Origin of the sequence: Pseudomonas sp. GD04158 (genome assembly GCF_029834875.1) — a bacterium.
Taxonomy (GTDB): Bacteria; Pseudomonadota; Gammaproteobacteria; order Pseudomonadales; family Pseudomonadaceae; genus Aquipseudomonas; species Aquipseudomonas hydrolytica.
This window is the reverse complement of record NZ_JAODYT010000019.1, coordinates 21,153-40,010: the sequence shown is the minus strand read 5'-3', so window position 1 is coordinate 40,010 and position 18,858 is coordinate 21,153. Positions and strand designations below refer to the sequence as shown.

The 18,858-nt window shown below is 66.9% G+C and carries 19 protein-coding genes; 8 read left to right on the top strand and 11 right to left on the bottom strand.

Annotation, left to right across the window (positions count from 1 at the left end):
* Positions 1 to 3: 3 nt before the first annotated feature.
* From N7333_RS09995 to N7333_RS09985, 3 genes are read right to left on the bottom strand one after another with little or no spacing between them, the layout of a single operon-like run.
* Positions 4 to 675, bottom strand: coding sequence for a GNAT family protein (locus N7333_RS09995; protein WP_129483224.1), 672 nt, complete (start codon positions 673 to 675; stop codon positions 4 to 6).
* Complete coding sequence (locus tag N7333_RS09990; RefSeq protein WP_129483223.1) at positions 675 to 1,115, bottom strand: GNAT family N-acetyltransferase; 441 nt, start codon at positions 1,113 to 1,115, stop codon at positions 675 to 677. The genes N7333_RS09995 and N7333_RS09990 overlap by 1 nt, the downstream gene beginning before the upstream one ends.
* A 19-nt stretch (positions 1,116 to 1,134) precedes the next feature.
* On the bottom strand, positions 1,135 to 1,767 hold the full coding sequence (locus tag N7333_RS09985; RefSeq protein ID WP_129483222.1) for an FMN-binding negative transcriptional regulator: 633 nt from the start codon (positions 1,765 to 1,767) through the stop codon (positions 1,135 to 1,137).
* A gap of 97 nt (positions 1,768 to 1,864) precedes the next feature.
* Here N7333_RS09985 and N7333_RS09980 point away from each other — a divergent pair, with 97 nt between their 5' ends.
* The gene (locus tag N7333_RS09980; RefSeq protein WP_129483221.1) at positions 1,865 to 3,331 is read left to right on the top strand and encodes a PLP-dependent aminotransferase family protein; all 1,467 of its coding nucleotides are present in this window, start codon (positions 1,865 to 1,867) and stop codon (positions 3,329 to 3,331) included.
* A gap of 115 nt (positions 3,332 to 3,446) precedes the next feature.
* Here the strand turns inward: N7333_RS09980 and N7333_RS09975 are convergent, their stop codons facing one another.
* The gene (locus tag N7333_RS09975) at positions 3,447 to 4,700 is read right to left on the bottom strand and encodes a dicarboxylate/amino acid:cation symporter (protein ID WP_011920458.1); all 1,254 of its coding nucleotides are present in this window, start codon (positions 4,698 to 4,700) and stop codon (positions 3,447 to 3,449) included.
* Positions 4,701 to 4,828: 128 nt separating this feature from the next.
* A complete protein-coding gene (gene aspA, locus N7333_RS09970) occupies positions 4,829 to 6,253 on the bottom strand; it encodes an aspartate ammonia-lyase (RefSeq protein WP_011920457.1) in 1,425 nt (474 codons plus the stop codon).
* 292 nt (positions 6,254 to 6,545) lie between these two features.
* Here aspA and N7333_RS09965 point away from each other — a divergent pair, with 292 nt between their 5' ends.
* Positions 6,546 to 7,448 carry a LysR substrate-binding domain-containing protein gene (locus N7333_RS09965; protein WP_003242125.1) on the top strand — a complete coding sequence of 301 codons (903 nt, stop codon included), beginning with the start codon at positions 6,546 to 6,548 and terminating at the stop codon, positions 7,446 to 7,448.
* Positions 7,449 to 7,588: 140 nt separating this feature from the next.
* Here the strand turns inward: N7333_RS09965 and N7333_RS09960 are convergent, their stop codons facing one another.
* Positions 7,589 to 8,431, bottom strand: a complete 843-nt coding sequence (locus N7333_RS09960) for an alpha/beta fold hydrolase (protein ID WP_129483220.1) — start codon at positions 8,429 to 8,431, stop codon at positions 7,589 to 7,591.
* A 139-nt stretch (positions 8,432 to 8,570) separates the two neighbouring features.
* Here N7333_RS09960 and N7333_RS09955 point away from each other — a divergent pair, with 139 nt between their 5' ends.
* Positions 8,571 to 9,548 carry a helix-turn-helix domain-containing protein gene (locus N7333_RS09955; protein WP_129483219.1) on the top strand — a complete coding sequence of 326 codons (978 nt, stop codon included), beginning with the start codon at positions 8,571 to 8,573 and terminating at the stop codon, positions 9,546 to 9,548.
* 31 nt (positions 9,549 to 9,579) lie between these two features.
* Here N7333_RS09955 and N7333_RS09950 read toward each other — a convergent pair whose 3' ends face one another.
* The 5 genes from N7333_RS09950 to adhP form a co-directional block, all read right to left on the bottom strand.
* On the bottom strand, positions 9,580 to 10,674 hold the full coding sequence (locus tag N7333_RS09950) for a polyamine ABC transporter substrate-binding protein (RefSeq protein ID WP_129483218.1): 1,095 nt from the start codon (positions 10,672 to 10,674) through the stop codon (positions 9,580 to 9,582).
* A 63-nt stretch (positions 10,675 to 10,737) separates the two neighbouring features.
* Positions 10,738 to 11,766: a histone deacetylase family protein gene (locus N7333_RS09945; RefSeq protein ID WP_129483217.1), complete on the bottom strand. Its 1,029-nt coding sequence runs from the start codon at positions 11,764 to 11,766 to the stop codon at positions 10,738 to 10,740.
* A gap of 440 nt (positions 11,767 to 12,206) precedes the next feature.
* Complete coding sequence (locus N7333_RS09940) at positions 12,207 to 13,199, bottom strand: AraC family transcriptional regulator (protein ID WP_129483216.1); 993 nt, start codon at positions 13,197 to 13,199, stop codon at positions 12,207 to 12,209.
* Between the two features lie 79 nt (positions 13,200 to 13,278).
* On the bottom strand, positions 13,279 to 14,073 hold the full coding sequence (locus N7333_RS09935) for a hypothetical protein (protein WP_129483215.1): 795 nt from the start codon (positions 14,071 to 14,073) through the stop codon (positions 13,279 to 13,281).
* Between the two features lie 104 nt (positions 14,074 to 14,177).
* On the bottom strand, positions 14,178 to 15,200 hold the full coding sequence (adhP, locus tag N7333_RS09930; RefSeq protein WP_129483214.1) for an alcohol dehydrogenase AdhP: 1,023 nt from the start codon (positions 15,198 to 15,200) through the stop codon (positions 14,178 to 14,180).
* A gap of 276 nt (positions 15,201 to 15,476) precedes the next feature.
* Here adhP and purE point away from each other — a divergent pair, with 276 nt between their 5' ends.
* The 5 genes from purE to N7333_RS09905 all read left to right on the top strand — a co-directional run bounded on the left by purE (position 15,477) and on the right by N7333_RS09905 (position 18,815).
* Positions 15,477 to 15,968: a 5-(carboxyamino)imidazole ribonucleotide mutase gene (gene purE / locus N7333_RS09925; RefSeq protein WP_003242109.1), complete on the top strand. Its 492-nt coding sequence runs from the start codon at positions 15,477 to 15,479 to the stop codon at positions 15,966 to 15,968.
* 4 nt (positions 15,969 to 15,972) lie between these two features.
* Positions 15,973 to 17,058: a 5-(carboxyamino)imidazole ribonucleotide synthase gene (locus N7333_RS09920; RefSeq protein ID WP_129483213.1), complete on the top strand. Its 1,086-nt coding sequence runs from the start codon at positions 15,973 to 15,975 to the stop codon at positions 17,056 to 17,058.
* A gap of 55 nt (positions 17,059 to 17,113) precedes the next feature.
* Positions 17,114 to 17,878: a transporter substrate-binding domain-containing protein gene (locus N7333_RS09915; protein ID WP_129483212.1), complete on the top strand. Its 765-nt coding sequence runs from the start codon at positions 17,114 to 17,116 to the stop codon at positions 17,876 to 17,878.
* Positions 17,879 to 17,943: 65 nt separating this feature from the next.
* Complete coding sequence (locus tag N7333_RS09910; protein ID WP_003242102.1) at positions 17,944 to 18,189, top strand: GlsB/YeaQ/YmgE family stress response membrane protein; 246 nt, start codon at positions 17,944 to 17,946, stop codon at positions 18,187 to 18,189.
* A gap of 89 nt (positions 18,190 to 18,278) precedes the next feature.
* Positions 18,279 to 18,815 (top strand): DUF3299 domain-containing protein, encoded by a 537-nt coding sequence (locus tag N7333_RS09905; protein WP_129483211.1) that lies wholly within the window; start codon positions 18,279 to 18,281, stop codon positions 18,813 to 18,815.
* The last annotated feature ends 43 nt before the right edge of the window (positions 18,816 to 18,858 follow it).

The following is an 18,858-nucleotide window of genomic DNA, read 5'->3' as shown; positions in this document are numbered from 1 at the left end:
GCGTTACCCCCGCAGCGCCTCCAGGCGCTGCTTCTGCCGCCCCGCCTCATCGAAGTTTTCCTCAGCTAGCCAGCGCGCGAAGGCCTCGCGGCATGCCGGCCATTCCCCGTCGATGATGGAGAACCAGGCCGTGTCACGGTTGCGGCCCTTGCGCACCATGTGCTGACGGAACAGCCCTTCCCGGGTGAAGCCGAAGCGCTCGGCGGCGCGCAGCGAGCGGGCATTGGCCGCGTCGCACTTCCATTCCAGGCGGCGATAGCCGAGATCGTCGAAGGCGTGGCGCGCCAGCAGATAGACCGCCTCGGTCGCGTCCGGGGTGCGCTGCATCGGCGCGCCGAAGGCGACGTGGCCGATTTCGATGCTGCCGTCCTGCGCGGTGATACGCAGGTAGCTGAACAGCCCCAGGGCGCGGCCGCTGGCCAGGTCGACCACCGCATAGAACAGCGGGTCATGGCTCTGCGCATTGCCGGCCAGCCAGGTATCGAAGACGCCTCGCTCGGTGAAGGGGCCGTAGGGCAGATAATCCCAAAGCGCCGGGTCCGGCCCCTGCAGCGCGCGCCACAGATCATCACCATGCCGCGTGACATCGAGTGCTTCGAGACGCACGAAACGGCCCTGCAGCACGCGCTGGTCCGGGGTTGGACGGGGTTGCCAATGAGCAAGATCACGCGTCATCAGAAGAGCTTCCTGTACTGGATGAAACCGGAGCGGTCACCGATACGGTCGTAGAGCATACGCCCCTGGTAGTTGCTTTCCTGGGTCAGCCAATGCACGCGGCTGGCACCAGCAGCGCGCGCCTCGGCGTAGACATGCTCGATCAGTGCGCGGCCTACGCCGCCGCCGCGAATGTGCTCGGCGACGAACAGATCCTGCAGGTAGCAGTAGTCACCACTCGTCCAGCAACTGCGGTGGTAGATGAAGTGCACCAGGCCGACCGCCTCGCCGTCCTGCCAGGCCAGGGCGGCGTGCATCGGCTCGGCCGGGTCGAGAAAGCGCTGCCAGGTGAGGGCGCTGGTCTCGGCTGGAATTTCGGCCTGGTAGAAACGCTGGTAAGCCTGCCAGAGCGGCAGCCAGGCGGCGTGATCGGCAGCGGTGATGGGGCGGATATCGAGCATGAGGGCCTTCCTTTGGTGATCAGTCGGTGGGATTCATCCGTGCCGCCAGTTCGTGGTCGCGCGGGTTGTTGGACGTTGCCAGGCCGGTACGCACGCCGGCCTGGTCGTTGCTCGAACGGTTCTGGCTGAGCTTCCATTTGCCTTCGAGTCGGCGAATCGGCAGGGCGAAGCCGACGATGGCGCGCAGCATGCTGTCGATGTAGTCGCGCGGCGCATCGCTGACCGCCCAGGGCTGCGGGCGCCCTTGTTCGTGGCGCTCGCTGAGACGGCTGACCAGCTCGAGCAGGCGCTCGGGTTCGTCGAACACCTCGGCCTGGCCCCAGGCATGCACGGCGATGTAATTCCAGGTCGGCACCACCTTGCCGTGCTCGGCCTTGGCCGGATACCAGCCGGGATGCACGTAGGCGTCCGCTCCGCTGAACACCACCAGCGCCTCGGCGCCAGCGGCCAGGTCGCGCCAGTGCCCATTGGCGCGGGCGAAGTGGCCGTACAGGGTGCCGAACTCGCCTTCGCCAGGCTCGAGCAGCAACGGCAGATGGCTGGCCTGCAGGCCCTGCGCACCGCTGCTGGTCACGATGGCCAGGCCGCTGGCGTGGATCTGCGCGTGCAGGGTGGGCAGATCGTCCTGGCGAAAGGCGGCGGGGCAATACATGGCGGCATCTCCTGGCGTGATGGAGCCATGCTAGGCAGGATATTGGCCTGACGTAAGATCCATTGCCGACGACTTCGATAGAGCCAATTTATCCATCATGAAACGCTCGCCCGCCTTGCCCTTCGACCTTTCCGGCATTCATCTGCAGCCCGGCCAGGGGCTGGCGCGCCAGCTCTACCAGACCTTGCGAGAGCGCATCCTCGACGGTCGCCTGGCCGGAGGCACGCGCCTGCCGGCCAGCCGTGAGCTGGCCGCGCTGCTTGGTATCTCGCGCAATACCGTGACCCGCGCGCTGGACCAGCTGTATGCCGAGGGCTACGTGAACGGGCGGGTCGGCGATGGCACCTACGTCGCCGAGCTGATGCGCCACCGGCCTGCCCCGGTGGCAGCCGTCGCCCCGGCAGCGGCCAGCCCGGCACTGCAGTTGTTGCAGAGCCATCACCTGGCGATGCCCGCCGCGGGCGCACCGCGCGCCTTTCGTATCGGCGTGCCGGCTTTCGACCTGTTCCCCTTCGCGACCTGGTCACGTCTGCAGGCGCGCTTCTGGCGCAAACCCTCGCTGGCACGGCTGGGCTATGGCGACCCCGCTGGCGACCTGCAGCTGCGCGAATTGATCGCCGCCTACCTGCGCAACAGCCGCGGCCTGACCTGCGAGGCGCAGCAGGTACTGATCACCTGTGGCTCGCAGCAGGCCATCAGCCTCTGCGCGCAGTTGCTGATTCAACCGGGCGAGCGCGTGGCCATCGAAAACCCCGGCTACCGCGCGGCGGGCCATGCCTTCGCGGTGGCCGGCGCGCAGCTGTGCGGCGTGGCGGTAGACGGCGAAGGCCTGGACGTCGACGCCCTGCAGCGCGTGAACGAGTGCCGGCTGGCCTATGTCACGCCCGCGCATCAGTACCCCACCGGCGTCACCCTGTCGCTACCCAGGCGCCTGGCCTTGCTGGAGTGGGCCAAGCGCGTCAACGGCTGGATCATCGAGGACGATTACGACGGCGAGTACCGCTACAGCGGTACACCACTCGCGCCACTGGCAGCGCTGGACGAGCAGCAGCGGGTGATCTACATCGGCACCTTCGGCAAGCTCGCCTTCCCGGCGCTGCGCCTGGGGTATCTGGTGCTGCCGCCGGCGCTGGCCGAGAGCTTCGCGAGGCGCCAGGCGCTGGAGATACGCCACTCGGAGGTCGGCACCCAGGCGGTGATGGCCGAGTTCATCGCCGCCGGGCACTTCCAGCGCCATGTGCGGCGCATGCGTCAGGCTGCGCGCAGCCGCCGCGACGCGCTGATCGAGGCCTGGCCGCAGGCGATTCCCGGATGCTCACCGTTGCCGGCGGTTGAGGCCGGCCTGCACCTGAGCATCAGGGTCGAGAGCCTGGCCCGTGAGCGTGAGCTGATCGGCTCCGCACGCGCAGCCGGCATCGAGATGAACCCCTTGAGCGGTTACTGGCTACCCGGCAGCGAAACAGCCGAGGACGCCCGCGCCGGGCTGGTGCTGGGTTTTGCGGCAGTGCCCGAGGCGCAGATCGTCGAGGCGGTGCAGACGCTACGCCAGGCGTGGGGGCTGTAACGCAGGCCAACCGGCGGTGCGCGCGGCGCACCCTACGGCGGCCACAAAAAAAAGGGATGGCCGAGGCCATCCCTGAAGGTTGAGGCTGGTGAAGGCCTCCTATGAAAGCGGTTGCTCAGGCAGCGTTGTCGCTGTTGTAGATCTCGCGATCCAGCTCCTTCTCGCTGCTGCCCACCAGGGTGGTGGTCATCAGGTCACCGGCGACGTTCACCGTGGTGCGCGCCATGTCGAGGATGCGGTCGATACCGGCGATCAGCGCCACGCCTTCCAGCGGCAGGCCGACCGAGGTCAGCACCAGGCCGAGCATGATCAGGCCGGCGCCGGGTACGCCGGCGGTGCCGACCGAAGCCAGGGTGGCGGTGAGGATGATCATCAGGTACTGGCCGGCATTCAGGTCGATGCCGAAGGCCTGGGCGATGAACAGCGCCAGCACGCCCTGGTAGATGGCGGTGCCGTCCATGTTGATGGTGGCGCCCACCGGTAACACGAAGCCAGCCACGCCCTGCGACACGCCGAGGTTCTTGCGCGCACACTCGATGGACACCGGCAGGGTGCCGGAGCTGCTCGAGGTACTGAAGGCCACCGCCAGCGCCGGGGCGATGCCGCGGAAGAAACGCAGCGGGCTGAGGCGCGCCAGGCCGCCGATCAGGCCGCCGTAGATCAGCAGCATGTGGGCGATGCTGGCCAGGTAGATCACCCCGATCACCCCGGCCAGCGGCAGCAATACCTCGATGCCGTGGGAAGCGACCACGCCGGCAATAAGCGCGAACACGCCGATGGGGGCGAAGCGCATCACCAGGTCGGTGAGCTTGTAGAACACCTCGGCCAGGCTGTCGAACAGCTTGGCCACCGGCGCGGCCTTCTCGCCGATCAGGTTCATGCTCACGCCCAGGGCGATGGCGAAGACGATGATCTGCAGGATGTTGCCTTCGGCGAAGGCCGTCACCGGGTTGGTCGGCACCAGCCCCACCAGGATCTGCACCAGCGAGGGCGCCTGCTTGGCCTCTTCGCTGCCGCTGGCGACCATGTTCATGCCCTCACCGGGGCTGAACAGGGTGCCGAAGGCCAGGCCGATGCTCACCGCGAAGGCGGTGGTGATCAGGTAGATGGCGATGGTCTTGACGCTGATGCGGCCGAGCTTGGCGCTGTCGCTCATGGCTGTGATGCCCGCCACCAGGGAGACGAACACCAGCGGCACGATCAGCATCTTGATCGCGTTGAGGAACAGCGCGCCGACCGGCGCCAGCGCCAGGGCGAGGCTCTTGGACAGCATGCCGACCACCACGCCGAGCACCAGGCCGACGAGGATCTGCTGCCACAGCGGCACGCGCGCAAGCAGGGAAAGGGAAGCGGTATTGCTCTGACTCATATGTTGTACACCCGGATTGTCGTTTTTGTGGGGCCGTCTGCGCGGCCTTCAGCGGTGCCGCCCCATGAACAGGCTCGAGGGCGGAAATGAACACGCCGCCCAAGGGGCGGCGTGCGTCATTCGATGAATCAGCCCTGCAGCGGAACCAGGCGCGGGGCGATCATGTTCTCGGGGCGCAGGATGTCGGCCAGGGTGGCCTCGTCCAGCAGCTGCTCCTCGCGCACCAGCTCCAGTACGCCGCGCCCGCTTTCCAGGGCGACCTTGGCGATGCGGGTGGCGTTCTCGTAGCCGATGTAGGGGTTGAGCGCGGTGATCAGACCGATGGAGTTCTCCATCAGTTCGCGGCAGCGCGTCTCGTTGGCGGTGATGCCGTCGATGCACAGCTCGCGCAGCATGTCCATGGCGCGGGTCAGCAGGCGGATCGAGTCGAAGATCTTGTAGGCGATCAGCGGCTCCATCACGTTCAGCTGCAGCTGGCCGCCCTCGGCCGCCATGGTCAGCGCCAGGTCGTTACCGATCACTTCGAAGGCCACCTGGTTGACCGCCTCGGGGATCACCGGGTTGACCTTGCCCGGCATGATCGAGCTGCCCGGCTGACGCGCCGGCAGGTTGATCTCGTTGATGCCGGTACGCGGGCCGCTGGAGAGCAGGCGCAGGTCGTTGCAGATCTTCGACAGCTTGACCGCGGTGCGCTTGAGCATGCCGGAGAACAGCACGAAGGCGCCCATGTCGCTGGTGGCTTCGATCAAGTCGGCAGCCGGGGTCAGCGGGTGGCCGCTGATGATGGCCAGGCGCTTGACCGCCAGGGCCTGGTATTTCGGGTCGGCGTTGATACCGGTGCCGATGGCGGTACCGCCCAGGTTGACTTCAGTGAGCAGGGTCGGCGCCAGCAGTTTCAGGTGCTGCAGGTCTTCGCCCAGGGTGGTGGCGAAGGCGCGGAATTCCTGGCCGAGGGTCATCGGCACGGCGTCCTGCAGCTGGGTGCGGCCCATCTTCAGCACGTGGCCGAACTCCAGGCCCTTGGCGGCGAAGGACTGGATCAGCTTGTCCAGCGCGCTGAGCAGGCTGTCGTGGCCGAGCAGCAGGCCGAGACGGATGGCGGTCGGGTAGGCGTCGTTGGTCGACTGCGCCATGTTCACGTCGTTGTTCGGGTGCAGGTGCTGGTACTGGCCCTTCTCATGCCCCATGGCCTCGAGGGCGATGTTGGCGATCACCTCGTTGGCATTCATGTTGGTCGAGGTACCGGCGCCGCCCTGGATCATGTCGACCACGAACTGCTCGTGGAACTCGCCCTGGATGATGCGTGCGCAGGCGGTGCTGATCGCCGTGTGCTTTGCCGCGGACAGGTGGCCCAGCTCGCGGTTGGCGTCGGCCGAGGCCTGCTTGACCATGGCCAGGCCGATCACCAGTTTCGGGTAATGCGACAGCGGCACGCCGGACAGGCGGAAGTTCTGCACGGCGCGCAGGGTCTGGATGCCGTAGTAGGCATCGGCGGGGACTTCGAGGGTGCCGAGCAGGTCTTTTTCGACGCGAACAGATGCAGCAGAGGACATGATAGAGATGACTCTTGGGAAATACGGCGAGTGCCGCGATGCCCATAGAATATGGGCTTGTGCCGTTTCGCCTCCAATGCCGTTGCTTGCTGCCCTATGCACAATCGGCATAATGTCGATGTGACCGCGAAGCAGCAGCAAACGTAGGGTGGGTTAGCCACGTACCACCGAAGGCAAATGCCAGGCTGATGGCGATGCGGCGTAACCCACCCTTGGCGCTGCGTTCAGCCGGATGCAATCCGCGCCAACGTGACGGGCCAACCCCGGCTTGCATCCGGACTACGGAGACGCGATGAATCTGGAAACCAAATGGCTGGAGGACTTCATCGCCCTGGCCGCCACCCGCAGCTTCTCCCAGGCGGCGGACAAGCGCTTCGTCACCCAGCCGGCCTTCAGCCGGCGCATCCGCAGCCTGGAGGCGATGCTCGGCCTGACCCTGGTGGATCGCTCCTGCACCCCCATCGAACTGACCGAGGCCGGGCGGCTGTTTCTGGTCACCGCGCGCAGCCTGGTCGAGCAGCTCGGCGAAGTGGTGCGTCATCTGCACAATCTGGAGGGCCAGCAGGGCGAGGTGTTGTCGATCGCCGCTGCCCACTCGCTGACCCTGGGCTTCTTCCCCGAATGGATCGCCCGCCTGCGCCGCGAAGGCCTGCCACTGACCACCCGCCTGGTGGCGACCAACGTCGGCGAGGCGGTGCACTCGCTGCGTGAAGGCGCCTGCGACCTGATCCTTGCCTACTACGACCCTGACGCTGCATTGCAGATGGACCCGGAGATCTTTCCCTCGCTGCACCTGGGCACCACCTCCATGCTGCCGGTGTGCGCGGTTGGCGAGGCCGGCGCGCCGCTGTTCGACCTCGACGGCGGGCAGAGCGTGCCTCTGCTGGCCTACAGCGCCGGTGCCTTCCTCGGTCGCTCCGTCAATCTGCTGCTGCGCCAGCGCGCCCTGCGCTCGACCACGGTGTACGAGACCGCCATGGCCGACAGCCTCAAGAGCATGGCGCTACAAGGCATGGGCGTGGCCTGGGTGCCGCGGCTGTCGGTGACGGCGGAACTGGGCCGTGGCGAGCTGGCGATCTGCGGCGGCGAACACTGGCAGATCCCGCTGGAAATCCGCCTGTACCGCTGCGCCCTGGTACGCAAGGCGGCGGTGCGCCTGCTGTGGCGCAAGCTGGAGGGTGGCCTGGCCATGTAGGTGAGCGGCGGGAGCCGGATAGCTGGTGCGCGCGGCGCACCCTACGGCCTGGCGCCTAGGTCGCGGCAGCACGCTCTCGTAGGGTGTCGCGGGGCCGCCTAGGCCATGTGCACCACAGGCGACCGGATATTCGCCCCGGACTACGCCGCCGTGCAGGCGGAACCTGCCGCGGCGCCCAGTTGGCCATCGAGAAACTCCAGCACCCGCCGCGCATAGGCCTCCGGCTGGGCGACATAGGCCAGGGTATGATCGGCGCCCGGTACCTGCCAGAACTCGCAATGGGTGGCGGCGGTCAGCGCCGCGTGCAGTTGCTGGCCGTCCGCGAGCGGGGTGTGGCGATCCGCCTCGCCGTAGATCAGCAGCAGCGGCGGGCGGCCGACCAGGCGCTGCGCGGCATGCAACGGACGCAGACGCCGTTCGCCGGCCGGATAGACCAGGCGGCTGAGCTGGATGCCCAGGCGCGGCAGCGGATAGGGCCGCCAGAAGTGCAGCAGGGTGGGGAAGGCCGACTCCAGCACCGCCGCCTTGAACGGATGCTGCGCCAGCGCCAGGGCGCACAGGCCCATGGCCGCCCCCATCGAGGCGCCGAGCAGCGCCACCGGCAGGTCCGGGTAGCGCGCCTGCAGCGCCTGCCCGGCGGCGAGCACGTCGAGCGGGTAGTCCATGGTGGTGGAACTGCTCTCGCCGAAGCCGTTGAGATCGAACAGCATCACGTGATAACCGGCCGCACGCAGCAGTTCGGCATGCCCGTGCTTGAGCCAGAAGCCCTTGGCCGCGGTGCCCATCGGGTGGCACAGCAGCACCGCGCCACGCACCTGCCCCGCGTGCGCCTCGCCCAGCAGCGCGGCCAGGCTGGCCCCCGATTCGCTGGTCAGCGCCAGACGCTGCCAACGCGCCGCATCGACCTGTTCGGGCCAGCGCCAGGGCTTCATGAAGCGCCCGAAAAAGGGTTTTTTGAAGAGCCGGTAGGCTGTATGTTTCATCGCCGCTGTTCTCCTGCCTGATGGGTCGCGGGCCGCCAGTGGCGCCCGGGTGAGGCCATGCTAGGAAGCGCAGCGGCGCCTCACCATGGGCAAAAACGACCAATAACAGGCGGATAATTCCGCCAGCGGGGCGGGAAGGATGAAGGTCACGGTGGTGATGGCCGAGCGCTGCTCGGCCACCAGCGTCTCGGCGGCGCTGGAGTTTCTCGAATGCGCCAACGTGCTGCAGCGCTTTCTCACCGGCGACCCGGCGGCGACGCCGTTCGAGGTGCACAGCGCCTCCCTCGACGGCGCCCCGGTGGAGTGCACCGGCGGCTTGCGCCTGACCCCGCAGCGGGCGCTGAGCGAGGTGCCGCACAGCGACCTGGTGATAGTGCCCGGCTTCATGTTCAACATCCTCGCCGTACTGCCGGCCCTGGAGCCGCTGAGCGCCTGGCTGCGCGAGCGCCATGCGCAGGGCAGCTACATTGCCAGCATGTGCACCGGCACCTTCGTCACCGCCCAGGCCGGCCTGCTCGACGGTCGCCGCGCCACCACCCACTGGATCTTCAGCGAGCAGTTCGCCCGGCGTTTTCCGCGGGTGCTGCTGCAGGCCGAACGCAGCGTCACCGACGACGGCCAGCTGCTGTGCTCGGCCGGCTCCACCACCGGCAGCGATCTGCTGTTGCACATCATCCGCCGCTTCGCTTCGCCGCAGCTGGCCATCGAGTGCTCGAAGAAGCTCCTGGTCGACAGCGCCGAGCGCCTGCAGACGCCCTACATGAGCGCCTCGTTCAACAAGGCGCACCAGGACGCCGAGGTGCTCAGGGTGCAGATCTGGCTGGAGAAGCACAGCGCCGAGCGCATCGTCCTCGACGAGGTTGCCGCGCGCTTCGCCCTGAGCCCGCGCAATCTGATCCGCCGCTTCAAGGACGCCACCGGGCAGACGCCGGTGCAGTACCTGCAGAACCTGCGGCTGGAGCGGGCCAAGCACCTGCTGGAGGCCAGCCAGGAGAACTTCGAGCGCATCACCCAGCAGGTCGGCTACGAGGACGGCAGCTCCTTCCGCCGCCTGTTCAAGGAACGCGTCGGCCTGTCGCCGGGCGCCTACCGGCGACGCTTCAACCGCCCTGCCTGAGCGCCCCGCCAGCGGGGCGCCCGGCCGACGCTCACTTGCCCGACTTGATCGATGTCCAGGCGCGCGTACGCACTCGCTCGATCTTCTGCGGCAGCGGCTGCACCACGTACAGCGACTTCTGCAGCTCCGGCGTCGGCGTCAGGTCGGCATCGTCGGCGATCTCCGCGCCCACCAGCTGCATGCCCGGCACGTTGGGGTTGGGGTAGCCGAGAAAATCGCTGATCGGCGCGATCACCTTGGGTTCGAGCAGGTGGTTGATGAAGGCATGGGCTTCATCGACGTTCTGCGCGCTCTTGGGGATGGCCCAGGTGTCGAACCAGATCGGCGCGCCTTCCTTGGGCAGGCGCCAGTTGATCACCACGCCGTTGCCGGCTTCCTTGGCGCGGTTGGCGAACTGGTAGAAGCTGCCGGAGTAGCCGATGGCCACGCAGATGTCGCCGTTGGCGATGTCGGTCATGTACTTGGCCGAATGAAAGTAGGCCACGTAGGGGCGTACCTTGAGCAGCAGCTCGGTGACCTTGTCGTAGTCGGCGGGATTGCTGCTGTTGGGGTCCAGGCCCAGGTAGTGCAGGGCGATGGGGATGATCTCGGTGGGCGAGTCGAGCATGGCCACGCCGCAGGATTTCAGCTTCTCCATGTACTCGGGCTTGAACACCAGGTCCCAGCTGTTGACCGGCGCATCGTCGCCGAGCGCGGCCTTGACCTTGTCCGGGTTGTAGCCGATCAGCACGGTGCCGTACATGTAGGGCACGCCGTACTGGTTGCCGGGGTCGTTCTTCTCCAGCAGGCCGAGCAGTACCGGGTCGAGGTTCTGCCAGTTGGGCAGCTTGGACTTGTCCAGCGGGGCGAACACGCCGGCCTTGATCTGGGTTTCGAGGAACTGGTTGGAGGGGATCACCAGGTCATAGCCGGAGTTTCCGGTGAGCAGCTTGGCTTCCAGCGCCTCGTTGGTCTCGAAGGTGTCCCAGGTGATGCGGATGCCGGACTCCTTCTGAAAGTCCTTGGGCACCTCCGGGAGGATGTAGTCGGCCCAGTTGTATACGCGCAGCTCCTTGGCCTGCACCGCGCCGCTGAGCAGGGTGGCGCCGCACAGGGCGACGCCGAGCATCTGTTTGATGGCTTTCATCGTTTCTCACCCCTGAAATGTTGCTCTTGTTTGGCAGGTTCTTGATCGCTGACGAGGCGCCATTCAGGCGCCCTCGAAGCCTTCCAGCACGTTGACCGCGTTGACGCCGATGGCCTCCACCGCGTAGCCGCCTTCCATGATGAACAGCGTCGGCAGGCCTAGTGCGGCGATACGCCGGCCCATGGCCAGGTAGTCCGGGCTGTCGAGCTTGAACTGCGAGATCGGGTCTTCCATGTAGGTGTCCACGCCCAGCGACACCACCAGCACCTCGGCGCCGTAGTCGGCGATGCGCTGGCAGGCCTGTTCCAGCGCGGCGTTCCAGGTGTCCCAGGAACTGCCCATGGGCAACGGGTAGTTGAAGTTGTAGCCCTCGCCGGCGCCCTCGCCCAGTTCGTCGGCGTAACCGAGGAAGAACGGGAACTCCTCGGCCGGGTCGCCGTGGATCGAGGCGAACAGCACGTCGCTGCGCCGGTAGAAGATGTCCTGGGTGCCGTTGCCGTGGTGGTAGTCGACATCGAGGATGGCGACTTTTTTGCGGCCCTGGTCGAGAAACGCCTGGGCGGCAATGGCGGCGTTGTTCAGGTAGCAGTAGCCGCCCATCAGGTCACCGGCGGCATGGTGGCCTGGCGGGCGGCACAGGGCGAAGGCGCTGTGGGCACCGTTGGCAATCTCCTGCTGGGCGCTGAGCGCGACCTGGGCAGCGCTGTAGGCGGCCTGCCAGGTGCCGGCGGTGATCGGCGCGCCGCCATCGAAACTGTAGTAGCCGAGCTGGCCGTGCAGGTCGTTGGGGATCATCGTGCGCAGGGTGCGCGCCGGCCAGGTGAACGGCAGCAGATCGCCCTTGCCGCCCTGCTCCTGCCAGCGCGCCCAGGCGCCCTTGAAGAATTCCAGGTAGGCCTTGCTGTGGATGCGCTCGATGGGCGCCAGGCCGAAATCCTTGGGTGCGCGGATTTCGCCGAGCTGGCGATCCTTGACCCGTTGCAGGATATGGTCGGCGCGCTGCGGCTTCTCGAAGCAGGGCATCAGCTGCCCGTCGATCAGCTCGCATTTGCCGTGGTGCAGGTGGTGGTCGTCACTGTAGTAGGTGAGCATGCGAAGCGGCTCCGGTCTTGTTGTCGTGCCCGGATTGTTCGCCCGCGCCGCGCCGTCGGAAACGCTGGCAACGGCCAAAAGGGGATCGAAATGGCCAAAAATTGCCGGAGGTTCTTGTCAGGGCCACCGGGGCCGGCAAGCCACGAACGCCGGCCCGTAGGGTGCGCTGCGCGCACCGCCTGGCAACGCAGCACCGAAAGGCATGCTCCGGATCCGGGAAAACCGCGGTGCGCACGGCGCACCCTACGCCCGAGTGCAATCCGAGGCAGGGCCTGGGCTCCGGCTCTACGGTCGTCTCAAGCAACGAACGCTGGTGCATGCCGTAGGGTGCGCTGCGCGCACCACCTGGCAACGCAGCACCGAAAAGCATGCTCCAGATCCAGGAAAGCCGCGGTGCGCACGGCGCACCCTACGCTTGGATGAATCCGGCATTCGGCGTCTCAAGCGCGAAAGCGGCTCGGCGGTACACCGCTCCAGCGCTGGAAGGCATGGCGGAAGCTGGCGGTCTCGCTGAAGCCGAGCACCTCGGCGATGCGGTACACCGGCCATTGCTCCTCGCTGAGCAGCGCCTTGGCGCGCTCGAAGCGCAGCTCGTCGAGCAGGCCCTGGTAGCTGGTACCCAGCTCCTGCAGGTGGCGACGCAGCGTGCGCGGTGAGCAGTGCATCTGCTGCGCCAGATTTTCCAGCCCCGGCGGCTCGGCCAGTTGCACGGCGAGCAGCTGGCGTACCCGTTCCAGCCAGGCCTGGCGGCTGCTGAACTCGGCGTTCAGGCGGCGACAGCGTTCCACCATGTCGCCATGGGTGACGCTGTCGGCCAGCGGCAGGCGGCACTCCAGCAGCGCCGCGGGAAAGGCGAAGGCATTGCGCCGCGCCGCGAAACGCAGCGGACAGGGAAAGCTCTGCGCATAGCGCTCGACGTAATGCGGCTCGGCATAGCTGAATTCGGCGCGCGCCAGCGCCAGCGGCTGGCCCAGCAGCTCGTCACCGATCAGTTTCAGCGAGGCCAGGCACATTTCCACGTTGAACACTTCCAGTGTCGCGGCATCGCGATAGCCACCCGCGCAGATCCAGGCCAGCTCGCCCTCCACCTGCAGCTCCAGGCGGAAGTATGTGCCGAGCAGCGCCGGGTACTGCAGCAGCAGGCGCCAGGCGTCACCAAAGGTGGCAGCCGAGAGCGCGGCGTAACCAAGCAGCCCATAGGAGGAAACATGCAGACTGCGCCCCAGCTCCAGCCCCATGTCGGCGCGCAGGGCCAGGGCGTTGGCACAGACCTGCAGCTCCTGCACCCGGGTGATGCGAGCATCGGGGCACTCCAGCTCGGCCGCACCGATGCCGCTGCCGGCCAGCAGTTGCGGCTGCAGTTCGGGCTGGTCGGCGAAGCGTTGCAGGATCAGGGAAACCACGTGCAGGGTGGTCAGCGGGGCATGCAGCATGATGCGTTCCGTGTGCGCAGGTGCGCATAGCAACGCAAGAAACATGCCGCGGGATGGGGAGCGCACCCGCTCGACGCAATCAGCGATTACGCAAAATGGCGTTGATGAAATCGCCCTGATTCGGTTCGTCCTTGAGGGTGGTGAACGAGAGTTGGCCATCGTGCTCGCGCAGCTTCATGCTGTCACCGAATCGGCATTCGACGCCCTTGATGGTGCTGGCCTCGCTCTTGTAGCTGTCGGCGCGGCCGCAAAGGCTGGCCATCTGGCTGACCACTTCGCCGCAGAAATGCGGCACGCTGACGCTCATCAGCAGGTCGTCGTTGAAAGCGCTCCAGTCCACCCTGGTCGCCAGCGGCGTGCCACAGGCCTGGGTCGCTTCGAGGTCCATCTGCTGCAGGCGTGCGCTGTAGTCCTGCACCCGCTTCTTGCGATCGAAGGCAGCGAGGCGAGCCTGCAGGCCGGCCTTTTCCTGGCGCTTGTACAACGCCAGCAGCTCGCTCTGCTTGAGGGCCTTGGTCTTCGTCTCGTTGTAACCCAGCTCGAAGCCTTCGGTGCCCGGCAGGTTGAGCTGAAAACTCTCGCCGCTCCAGGCACGACGCTTGTTCAGCAGGTTGTAGTCACGACCGTCGAGGCGAATGCCGTAGTCGCGCTGCTCGTTGCCCAGCTCGCGCACCTGGGTGAGGAACACCACCTCGTCGAGCGGATGGTTGATGCCCTTGACCTGCACCAGGGCCTGCTTGCCGTCGGCGGTCGGGGCGAGGGTCAGGCTGACGCCCTGGCCGGCATCGAACACCTGAGGATGCCTGGCCAACTCCAGGGCGGCGGCCTGCAGCGAGAGCAGAAAAAGGGCAACGAGCGAAACGTACTGTTTCATGGCGATACGTCCTTGTATGGATGAAAAGTGAGCAGTATAGACCGCAGCCCGAACTGCGGTCTGTGCGACGCTCGGCACCAGAATCTGTAGGAAAACGGCTCGCGCTAGAACTGCAGCACCATGCGTCCCTCGATCTGCCCCTGGCGCATCTGCTCGAAGATGGCGTTGATGTTGTCCAGCCTGTCGCGGTGCACCGTGGCCCTGACCAGGCCTTCGCCGGCGAAGTCCAGCGCTTCCTGCAGATCGGCGCGGGTGCCGACGATGGAGCCGGTGATGCTGATGGCCTTGAGCACCACGTCAAAGATCGGCGTCGGGAAGTCACCCGGCGGCAGGCCGACCAGGGCCACCGTACCGTGCCGACGCGCCATGCCGATGGCCTGGCCGAAGGCGGCGTTGGACACCGCGGTGACCAGCACGCCGTGGGCGCCGCCGATCTCGCGTTGCACCACCTCGGCCGGATTTTCCTGGCGTGCGTTGATGGTCAGGCTGGCGCCGAGCCTGCGCGCCAGCTCCAGCTTGGCGTCGTCGACATCCACCGCGACCACGTGCAGGCCCATGGCGCGGGCGTACTGCACGGCGACGTGACCGAGGCCGCCGATACCGGAGATGGCCACCCACTGGCCGGGCCGCGCCCTCGTTTCCTTGAGGCCCTTGTACACCGTCACCCCGGCACAGAGGATCGGCGCGATCTCGAGGAAGTCGACGTTCTTCGGCAGGATGCCGACGTAGTTGGGGTCAGCCAGCACGTACTCGGCATAGCCGCCGTTGATCGAGTAGCCGGTGTTCTGCTGGCTCTCGCAGAGCGTCTCCCAGCCGGTCAGGCAATGCTCGCAGCAGCCACAGGCGCTGTACAGCCAGGGCACGCCGACACGGTCGCCCTCCTTGACCCGGGTCACGCCGCTGCCGACCGCCGCCACGTAGCCCACCCCTTCATGGCCGGGAATGAACGGCAGGCTCGGCTTCACCGGCCAGTCGCCCTCGGCTGCGTGCAGGTCGGTGTGGCAGACGCCGGAAGCCTCGATCTTCACCAGAATCTGCCCCGGGCCGGGTAGCGGGGTTTTCACCTCCTCGATACGCAGCGGCTGGCCGAAGGCGTGGACCACTGCGGCTTTCATGGTCGGGTTCATGCGCGGTTCCTCCTGCATGCGAGTGTCTGCCCAGTGTGCGCGCGCAGCCTGCGCGGGCATTGCTCCAGAGCAAGGTTTAGGCGGTTTTGCCGCATGCCCGGGGCCTGCATGACAAACGGTCGTCGCCACTGCCCGCCAACGGCGGCTTTGCGTTATACTGCGCGGCCTTCGGCCGGCAGCACCCGGCCAACGAATCATGACAAGCCACGCTGGCCCGCCCGCGTGGCTTGTTGGTTTTTGATGCGCCGTGAGGCGCCCAAGAGAAGAGGCACGACGATGAGCGCACTGGTTGGCGTGATCATGGGCTCCAAGTCCGATTGGTCCACCCTTAGCCACACCGCCGAGATGCTGGACAAGCTGGGCATTCCCCACGAGGTCAAGGTGGTCTCCGCCCACCGTACCCCGGACCTGCTGTTCCAGTACGCCGAAGAGGCGGAAGCCCGCGGCATCCAGGTGATCATCGCCGGTGCCGGTGGCGCCGCTCACCTGCCGGGCATGTGCGCGGCCAAGACCCACCTGCCGGTGCTTGGCGTGCCGGTGCAGTCGTCCATGCTCTCGGGCGTCGACTCGCTGCTGTCGATCGTGCAGATGCCGGCCGGCATCCCGGTCGCCACCCTGGCCATCGGCAAGGCCGGCGCGGTCAACGCCGCCCTGCTCGCCGCCAGCATCCTCGGTCACCAGCACCCGCAGTTCCACGCGGCGCTCAAGCAGTTCCGCCAGGAGCAGACCGATACCGTGCTGAGCAACCCGGACCCGCGCGAGGCATGATGCGATGAAAATCGGTGTGATCGGTGGCGGCCAGCTGGGCCGCATGATGGCCCTGGCAGGTACGCCGCTGGGCATGAACTTCGCCTTCCTCGACCCGGCGCCGGACGCCTGCGCCCAGGCGCTTGGCGAGCATATCCGCGCCGACTACGGCGATCAGGATCACCTGCGCCAGCTGGCCGACGAGGTCGATCTGGTCACCTTCGAATTCGAGAGCGTGCCGGCGGAAACCGTGGCCTTCCTCTCGCAGTTCGTGCCGGTCTACCCGAGCGCCGAAGCCCTGCGCATCGCCCGCGACCGCTGGTTCGAGAAGTCCATGTTCCGCGAACTGGGCATTCCCACTCCGGAGTTCGCCGATATCCAGTCGCAGACCGACCTCGATGCCGCGGTGGCCAGCATCGGTCTGCCGGCAGTGATGAAGACCCGCACCCTGGGCTACGACGGCAAGGGCCAGAAGGTCCTGCGCAAGCCGGAAGACGTCACCGGCGCCTTCGCCGAGCTGGGCAGCGTGCCGTGCATCCTCGAAGGCTTCGTACCCTTCAGCGGCGAGGTGTCGCTGATCGCCGTGCGTGCCCGCGACGGTGAAACCCGCTTCTACCCGCTGGTGCACAACACCCACGACAGCGGCATCCTCGCCCTGTCCATCGCCAGCACCGATCATCCGCTGCAGGCGCTGGCCGAAGACTATGTCGGCCGCGTGCTGGACAAGCTCGACTACGTCGGCGTGCTGGCCTTCGAGTTCTTCGAGGTGGACGGTGGCCTCAAGGCCAACGAGATCGCCCCGCGCGTGCACAACTCCGGGCACTGGACCATCGAGGGCGCCGAGTGCAGCCAGTTCGAGAACCATCTGCGTGCCGTCGCCGGCCTGCCGCTGGGCTCCACCGCCAAGCTGGGCGAGAGCGCCATGCTCAATTTCATCGGCGAAGTGCCGCCGGTGGACAAGGTGATCAGCATCGCCGACTGCCATCTGCACCACTACGGCAAGGCCTTCAAGGTCGGCCGCAAGGTCGGTCATGCCACCCTGCGCAGTGCCGATCGGGCCACCCTGAATACCGGCATCGCAGCGGTTCAGGCCCTGATCGCCAAGGGCTGAAAGGGCGATTCAGAGCTAGACTCCTGAACGACGGCCGTCGTCCAAGAGCCTATTCATGAAGCGCCTGCTTGCCTTCCTGCCCATGCTCTTTGCCCTGACCTGCGTCGGGGCGCAGGAGGTTCTGCGGGTCGACTTCCGCGAACGCCCGCCGGAAATGCGCGCAGTCGACGGCATCCCCAGCGGCCCGCTGATCAGCGTGCTGGAAACCGCCGCGCAGCGCATCGGCGTGCGCCTGCACTGGCGCCAGGCGCCCTTCCTGCGCAGCCTCGACGACCTGCGCTCGGGCCGCGTCGATCTGGTACCGCGCGTGCTGCTCACCGACCAGCGCCGCGAGTACATCCACTTTCTGCCGAGCATCGGCAACCAGCAGCTGAACATCCGCTTCGTCGTCCATCCGGGGCGCGAAGCCGGGCTGAAACGCTATGAGGATCTGCACCGTCTCTCGGTAGGGGTCAAACGCGGCACGGTCTATTTCGAACCGTTCGACAGCGACGAGCGCCTGGCAAGGGCCTATGCCAGCGACGATGCACAGCTGGCCGCGATGTTTCGCGCCGGACGCCTCGACACCATTGCCGTGCTGGACATGATGCCGATGGAGGCGCAGTTCACCGCACTGGGCTTTGAGGACTTCAGCTATGCCCATTACGCGCACCGCCAGGTGCTCGGCAATCACTTCGGCGCCTCGCTCAAGCGCTACCGCAGCGACCGCCGGGAACTCTACGACCGTCTGGCCGGCGAGCTCGAGCGCATGCGCGACGAGGGAGAAGTCGCCCTGATCTACCGACGCTATGGCGTGCTGCCACCGGATGAGGCGAACTGACGGCCACCCCTGCCTGTCCCATGCAGCGTCTGCCGCCTGCGCGGCTTCATCCAGGAGATACGCCAATGGGTATTATCGGCACCATTTTCATCGGTCTGATCGTCGGCCTCGTCGCTCGCTTCCTCAAACCCGGCGATGACAGCATGGGCTGGATCATGACCATCCTGCTCGGCATCGGCGGCTCCATCGCCGCCACCTACGGCGGCCAGGCGCTGGGCATCTATGAAGCCGGGGAAGCCGCCGGTTTCATCGGTGCGGTGATCGGCGCCGTCGTTCTGCTGGTAATCTACGGCGCGATCAAGAAAGGCTGAGCCCTCTTGCGGAGCCGGTCCGTCAGCACCTTCCGGGCGCCGACGCGCCGGCCCCGATCGTCTCCCGCCGTCACGAGATACCACACACCATGCACCACCTGCTTCTCGCCCTGCTGCTGTGCACCGGCCTGGCCCACGCCGAACTGCCGGAAACCGACTGGCTCGACCTGATGCCGCCCGAGGACCGCAAGGCCCTCGAGGAGATGCCCGAAATCAGCCACGACAGCCCGGAGGGTGACAGCACCTTTTACAGCGAAGGCGGCCTGCGCCAGCAGGATCAGGATCTGCCGGCGGTGATGTACTCGACCAAGACCGTGCCCGAGCTCGATGGCCAGGCCATTCGCCTGGGCGGCTACCCGGTGCCGCTGGAGAACGACGAGAAGGGCAACAGCACCCTGTTCTTCCTGGTGCCCTACCCGGGTGCCTGCATTCATGTCCCGCCACCGCCGCCCAACCAGCTGGTGCTGGTGCGCTACCCCAAGGGCATCCCGCTCGAGGACATCTACGCCCCGCTGTGGGTGAGCGGCACGCTGAAGGTGGAACAGATCAGCAACGACCTGGCCGACGCCGCCTACGCCATGGACGCCGGCGAAGTCCGCCTGGTGACCGACGAAGACCTCTACTGATCGCTCTGGAGCCCGTACCGTAAACCGCGCAGCGGGCCGCCTG

Coding starts and splice junctions, on each gene's coding strand:
- N7333_RS09995 (WP_129483224.1), bottom strand. CDS start 675: ATGACGCGTGATCTTGCTCATTGGCAACCCCGTCCAACCCCGGACCAG.
- N7333_RS09990 (WP_129483223.1), bottom strand. CDS start 1,115: ATGCTCGATATCCGCCCCATCACCGCTGCCGATCACGCCGCCTGGCTG.
- N7333_RS09985 (WP_129483222.1), bottom strand. CDS start 1,767: ATGTATTGCCCCGCCGCCTTTCGCCAGGACGATCTGCCCACCCTGCAC.
- N7333_RS09980 (WP_129483221.1), top strand. CDS start 1,865: ATGAAACGCTCGCCCGCCTTGCCCTTCGACCTTTCCGGCATTCATCTG.
- N7333_RS09975 (WP_011920458.1), bottom strand. CDS start 4,700: ATGAGTCAGAGCAATACCGCTTCCCTTTCCCTGCTTGCGCGCGTGCCG.
- aspA (WP_011920457.1), bottom strand. CDS start 6,253: ATGTCCTCTGCTGCATCTGTTCGCGTCGAAAAAGACCTGCTCGGCACC.
- N7333_RS09965 (WP_003242125.1), top strand. CDS start 6,546: ATGAATCTGGAAACCAAATGGCTGGAGGACTTCATCGCCCTGGCCGCC.
- N7333_RS09960 (WP_129483220.1), bottom strand. CDS start 8,431: ATGAAACATACAGCCTACCGGCTCTTCAAAAAACCCTTTTTCGGGCGC.
- N7333_RS09955 (WP_129483219.1), top strand. CDS start 8,571: ATGAAGGTCACGGTGGTGATGGCCGAGCGCTGCTCGGCCACCAGCGTC.
- N7333_RS09950 (WP_129483218.1), bottom strand. CDS start 10,674: ATGAAAGCCATCAAACAGATGCTCGGCGTCGCCCTGTGCGGCGCCACC.
- N7333_RS09945 (WP_129483217.1), bottom strand. CDS start 11,766: ATGCTCACCTACTACAGTGACGACCACCACCTGCACCACGGCAAATGC.
- N7333_RS09940 (WP_129483216.1), bottom strand. CDS start 13,199: ATGCTGCATGCCCCGCTGACCACCCTGCACGTGGTTTCCCTGATCCTG.
- N7333_RS09935 (WP_129483215.1), bottom strand. CDS start 14,073: ATGAAACAGTACGTTTCGCTCGTTGCCCTTTTTCTGCTCTCGCTGCAG.
- adhP (WP_129483214.1), bottom strand. CDS start 15,200: ATGAACCCGACCATGAAAGCCGCAGTGGTCCACGCCTTCGGCCAGCCG.
- purE (WP_003242109.1), top strand. CDS start 15,477: ATGAGCGCACTGGTTGGCGTGATCATGGGCTCCAAGTCCGATTGGTCC.
- N7333_RS09920 (WP_129483213.1), top strand. CDS start 15,973: ATGAAAATCGGTGTGATCGGTGGCGGCCAGCTGGGCCGCATGATGGCC.
- N7333_RS09915 (WP_129483212.1), top strand. CDS start 17,114: ATGAAGCGCCTGCTTGCCTTCCTGCCCATGCTCTTTGCCCTGACCTGC.
- N7333_RS09910 (WP_003242102.1), top strand. CDS start 17,944: ATGGGTATTATCGGCACCATTTTCATCGGTCTGATCGTCGGCCTCGTC.
- N7333_RS09905 (WP_129483211.1), top strand. CDS start 18,279: ATGCACCACCTGCTTCTCGCCCTGCTGCTGTGCACCGGCCTGGCCCAC.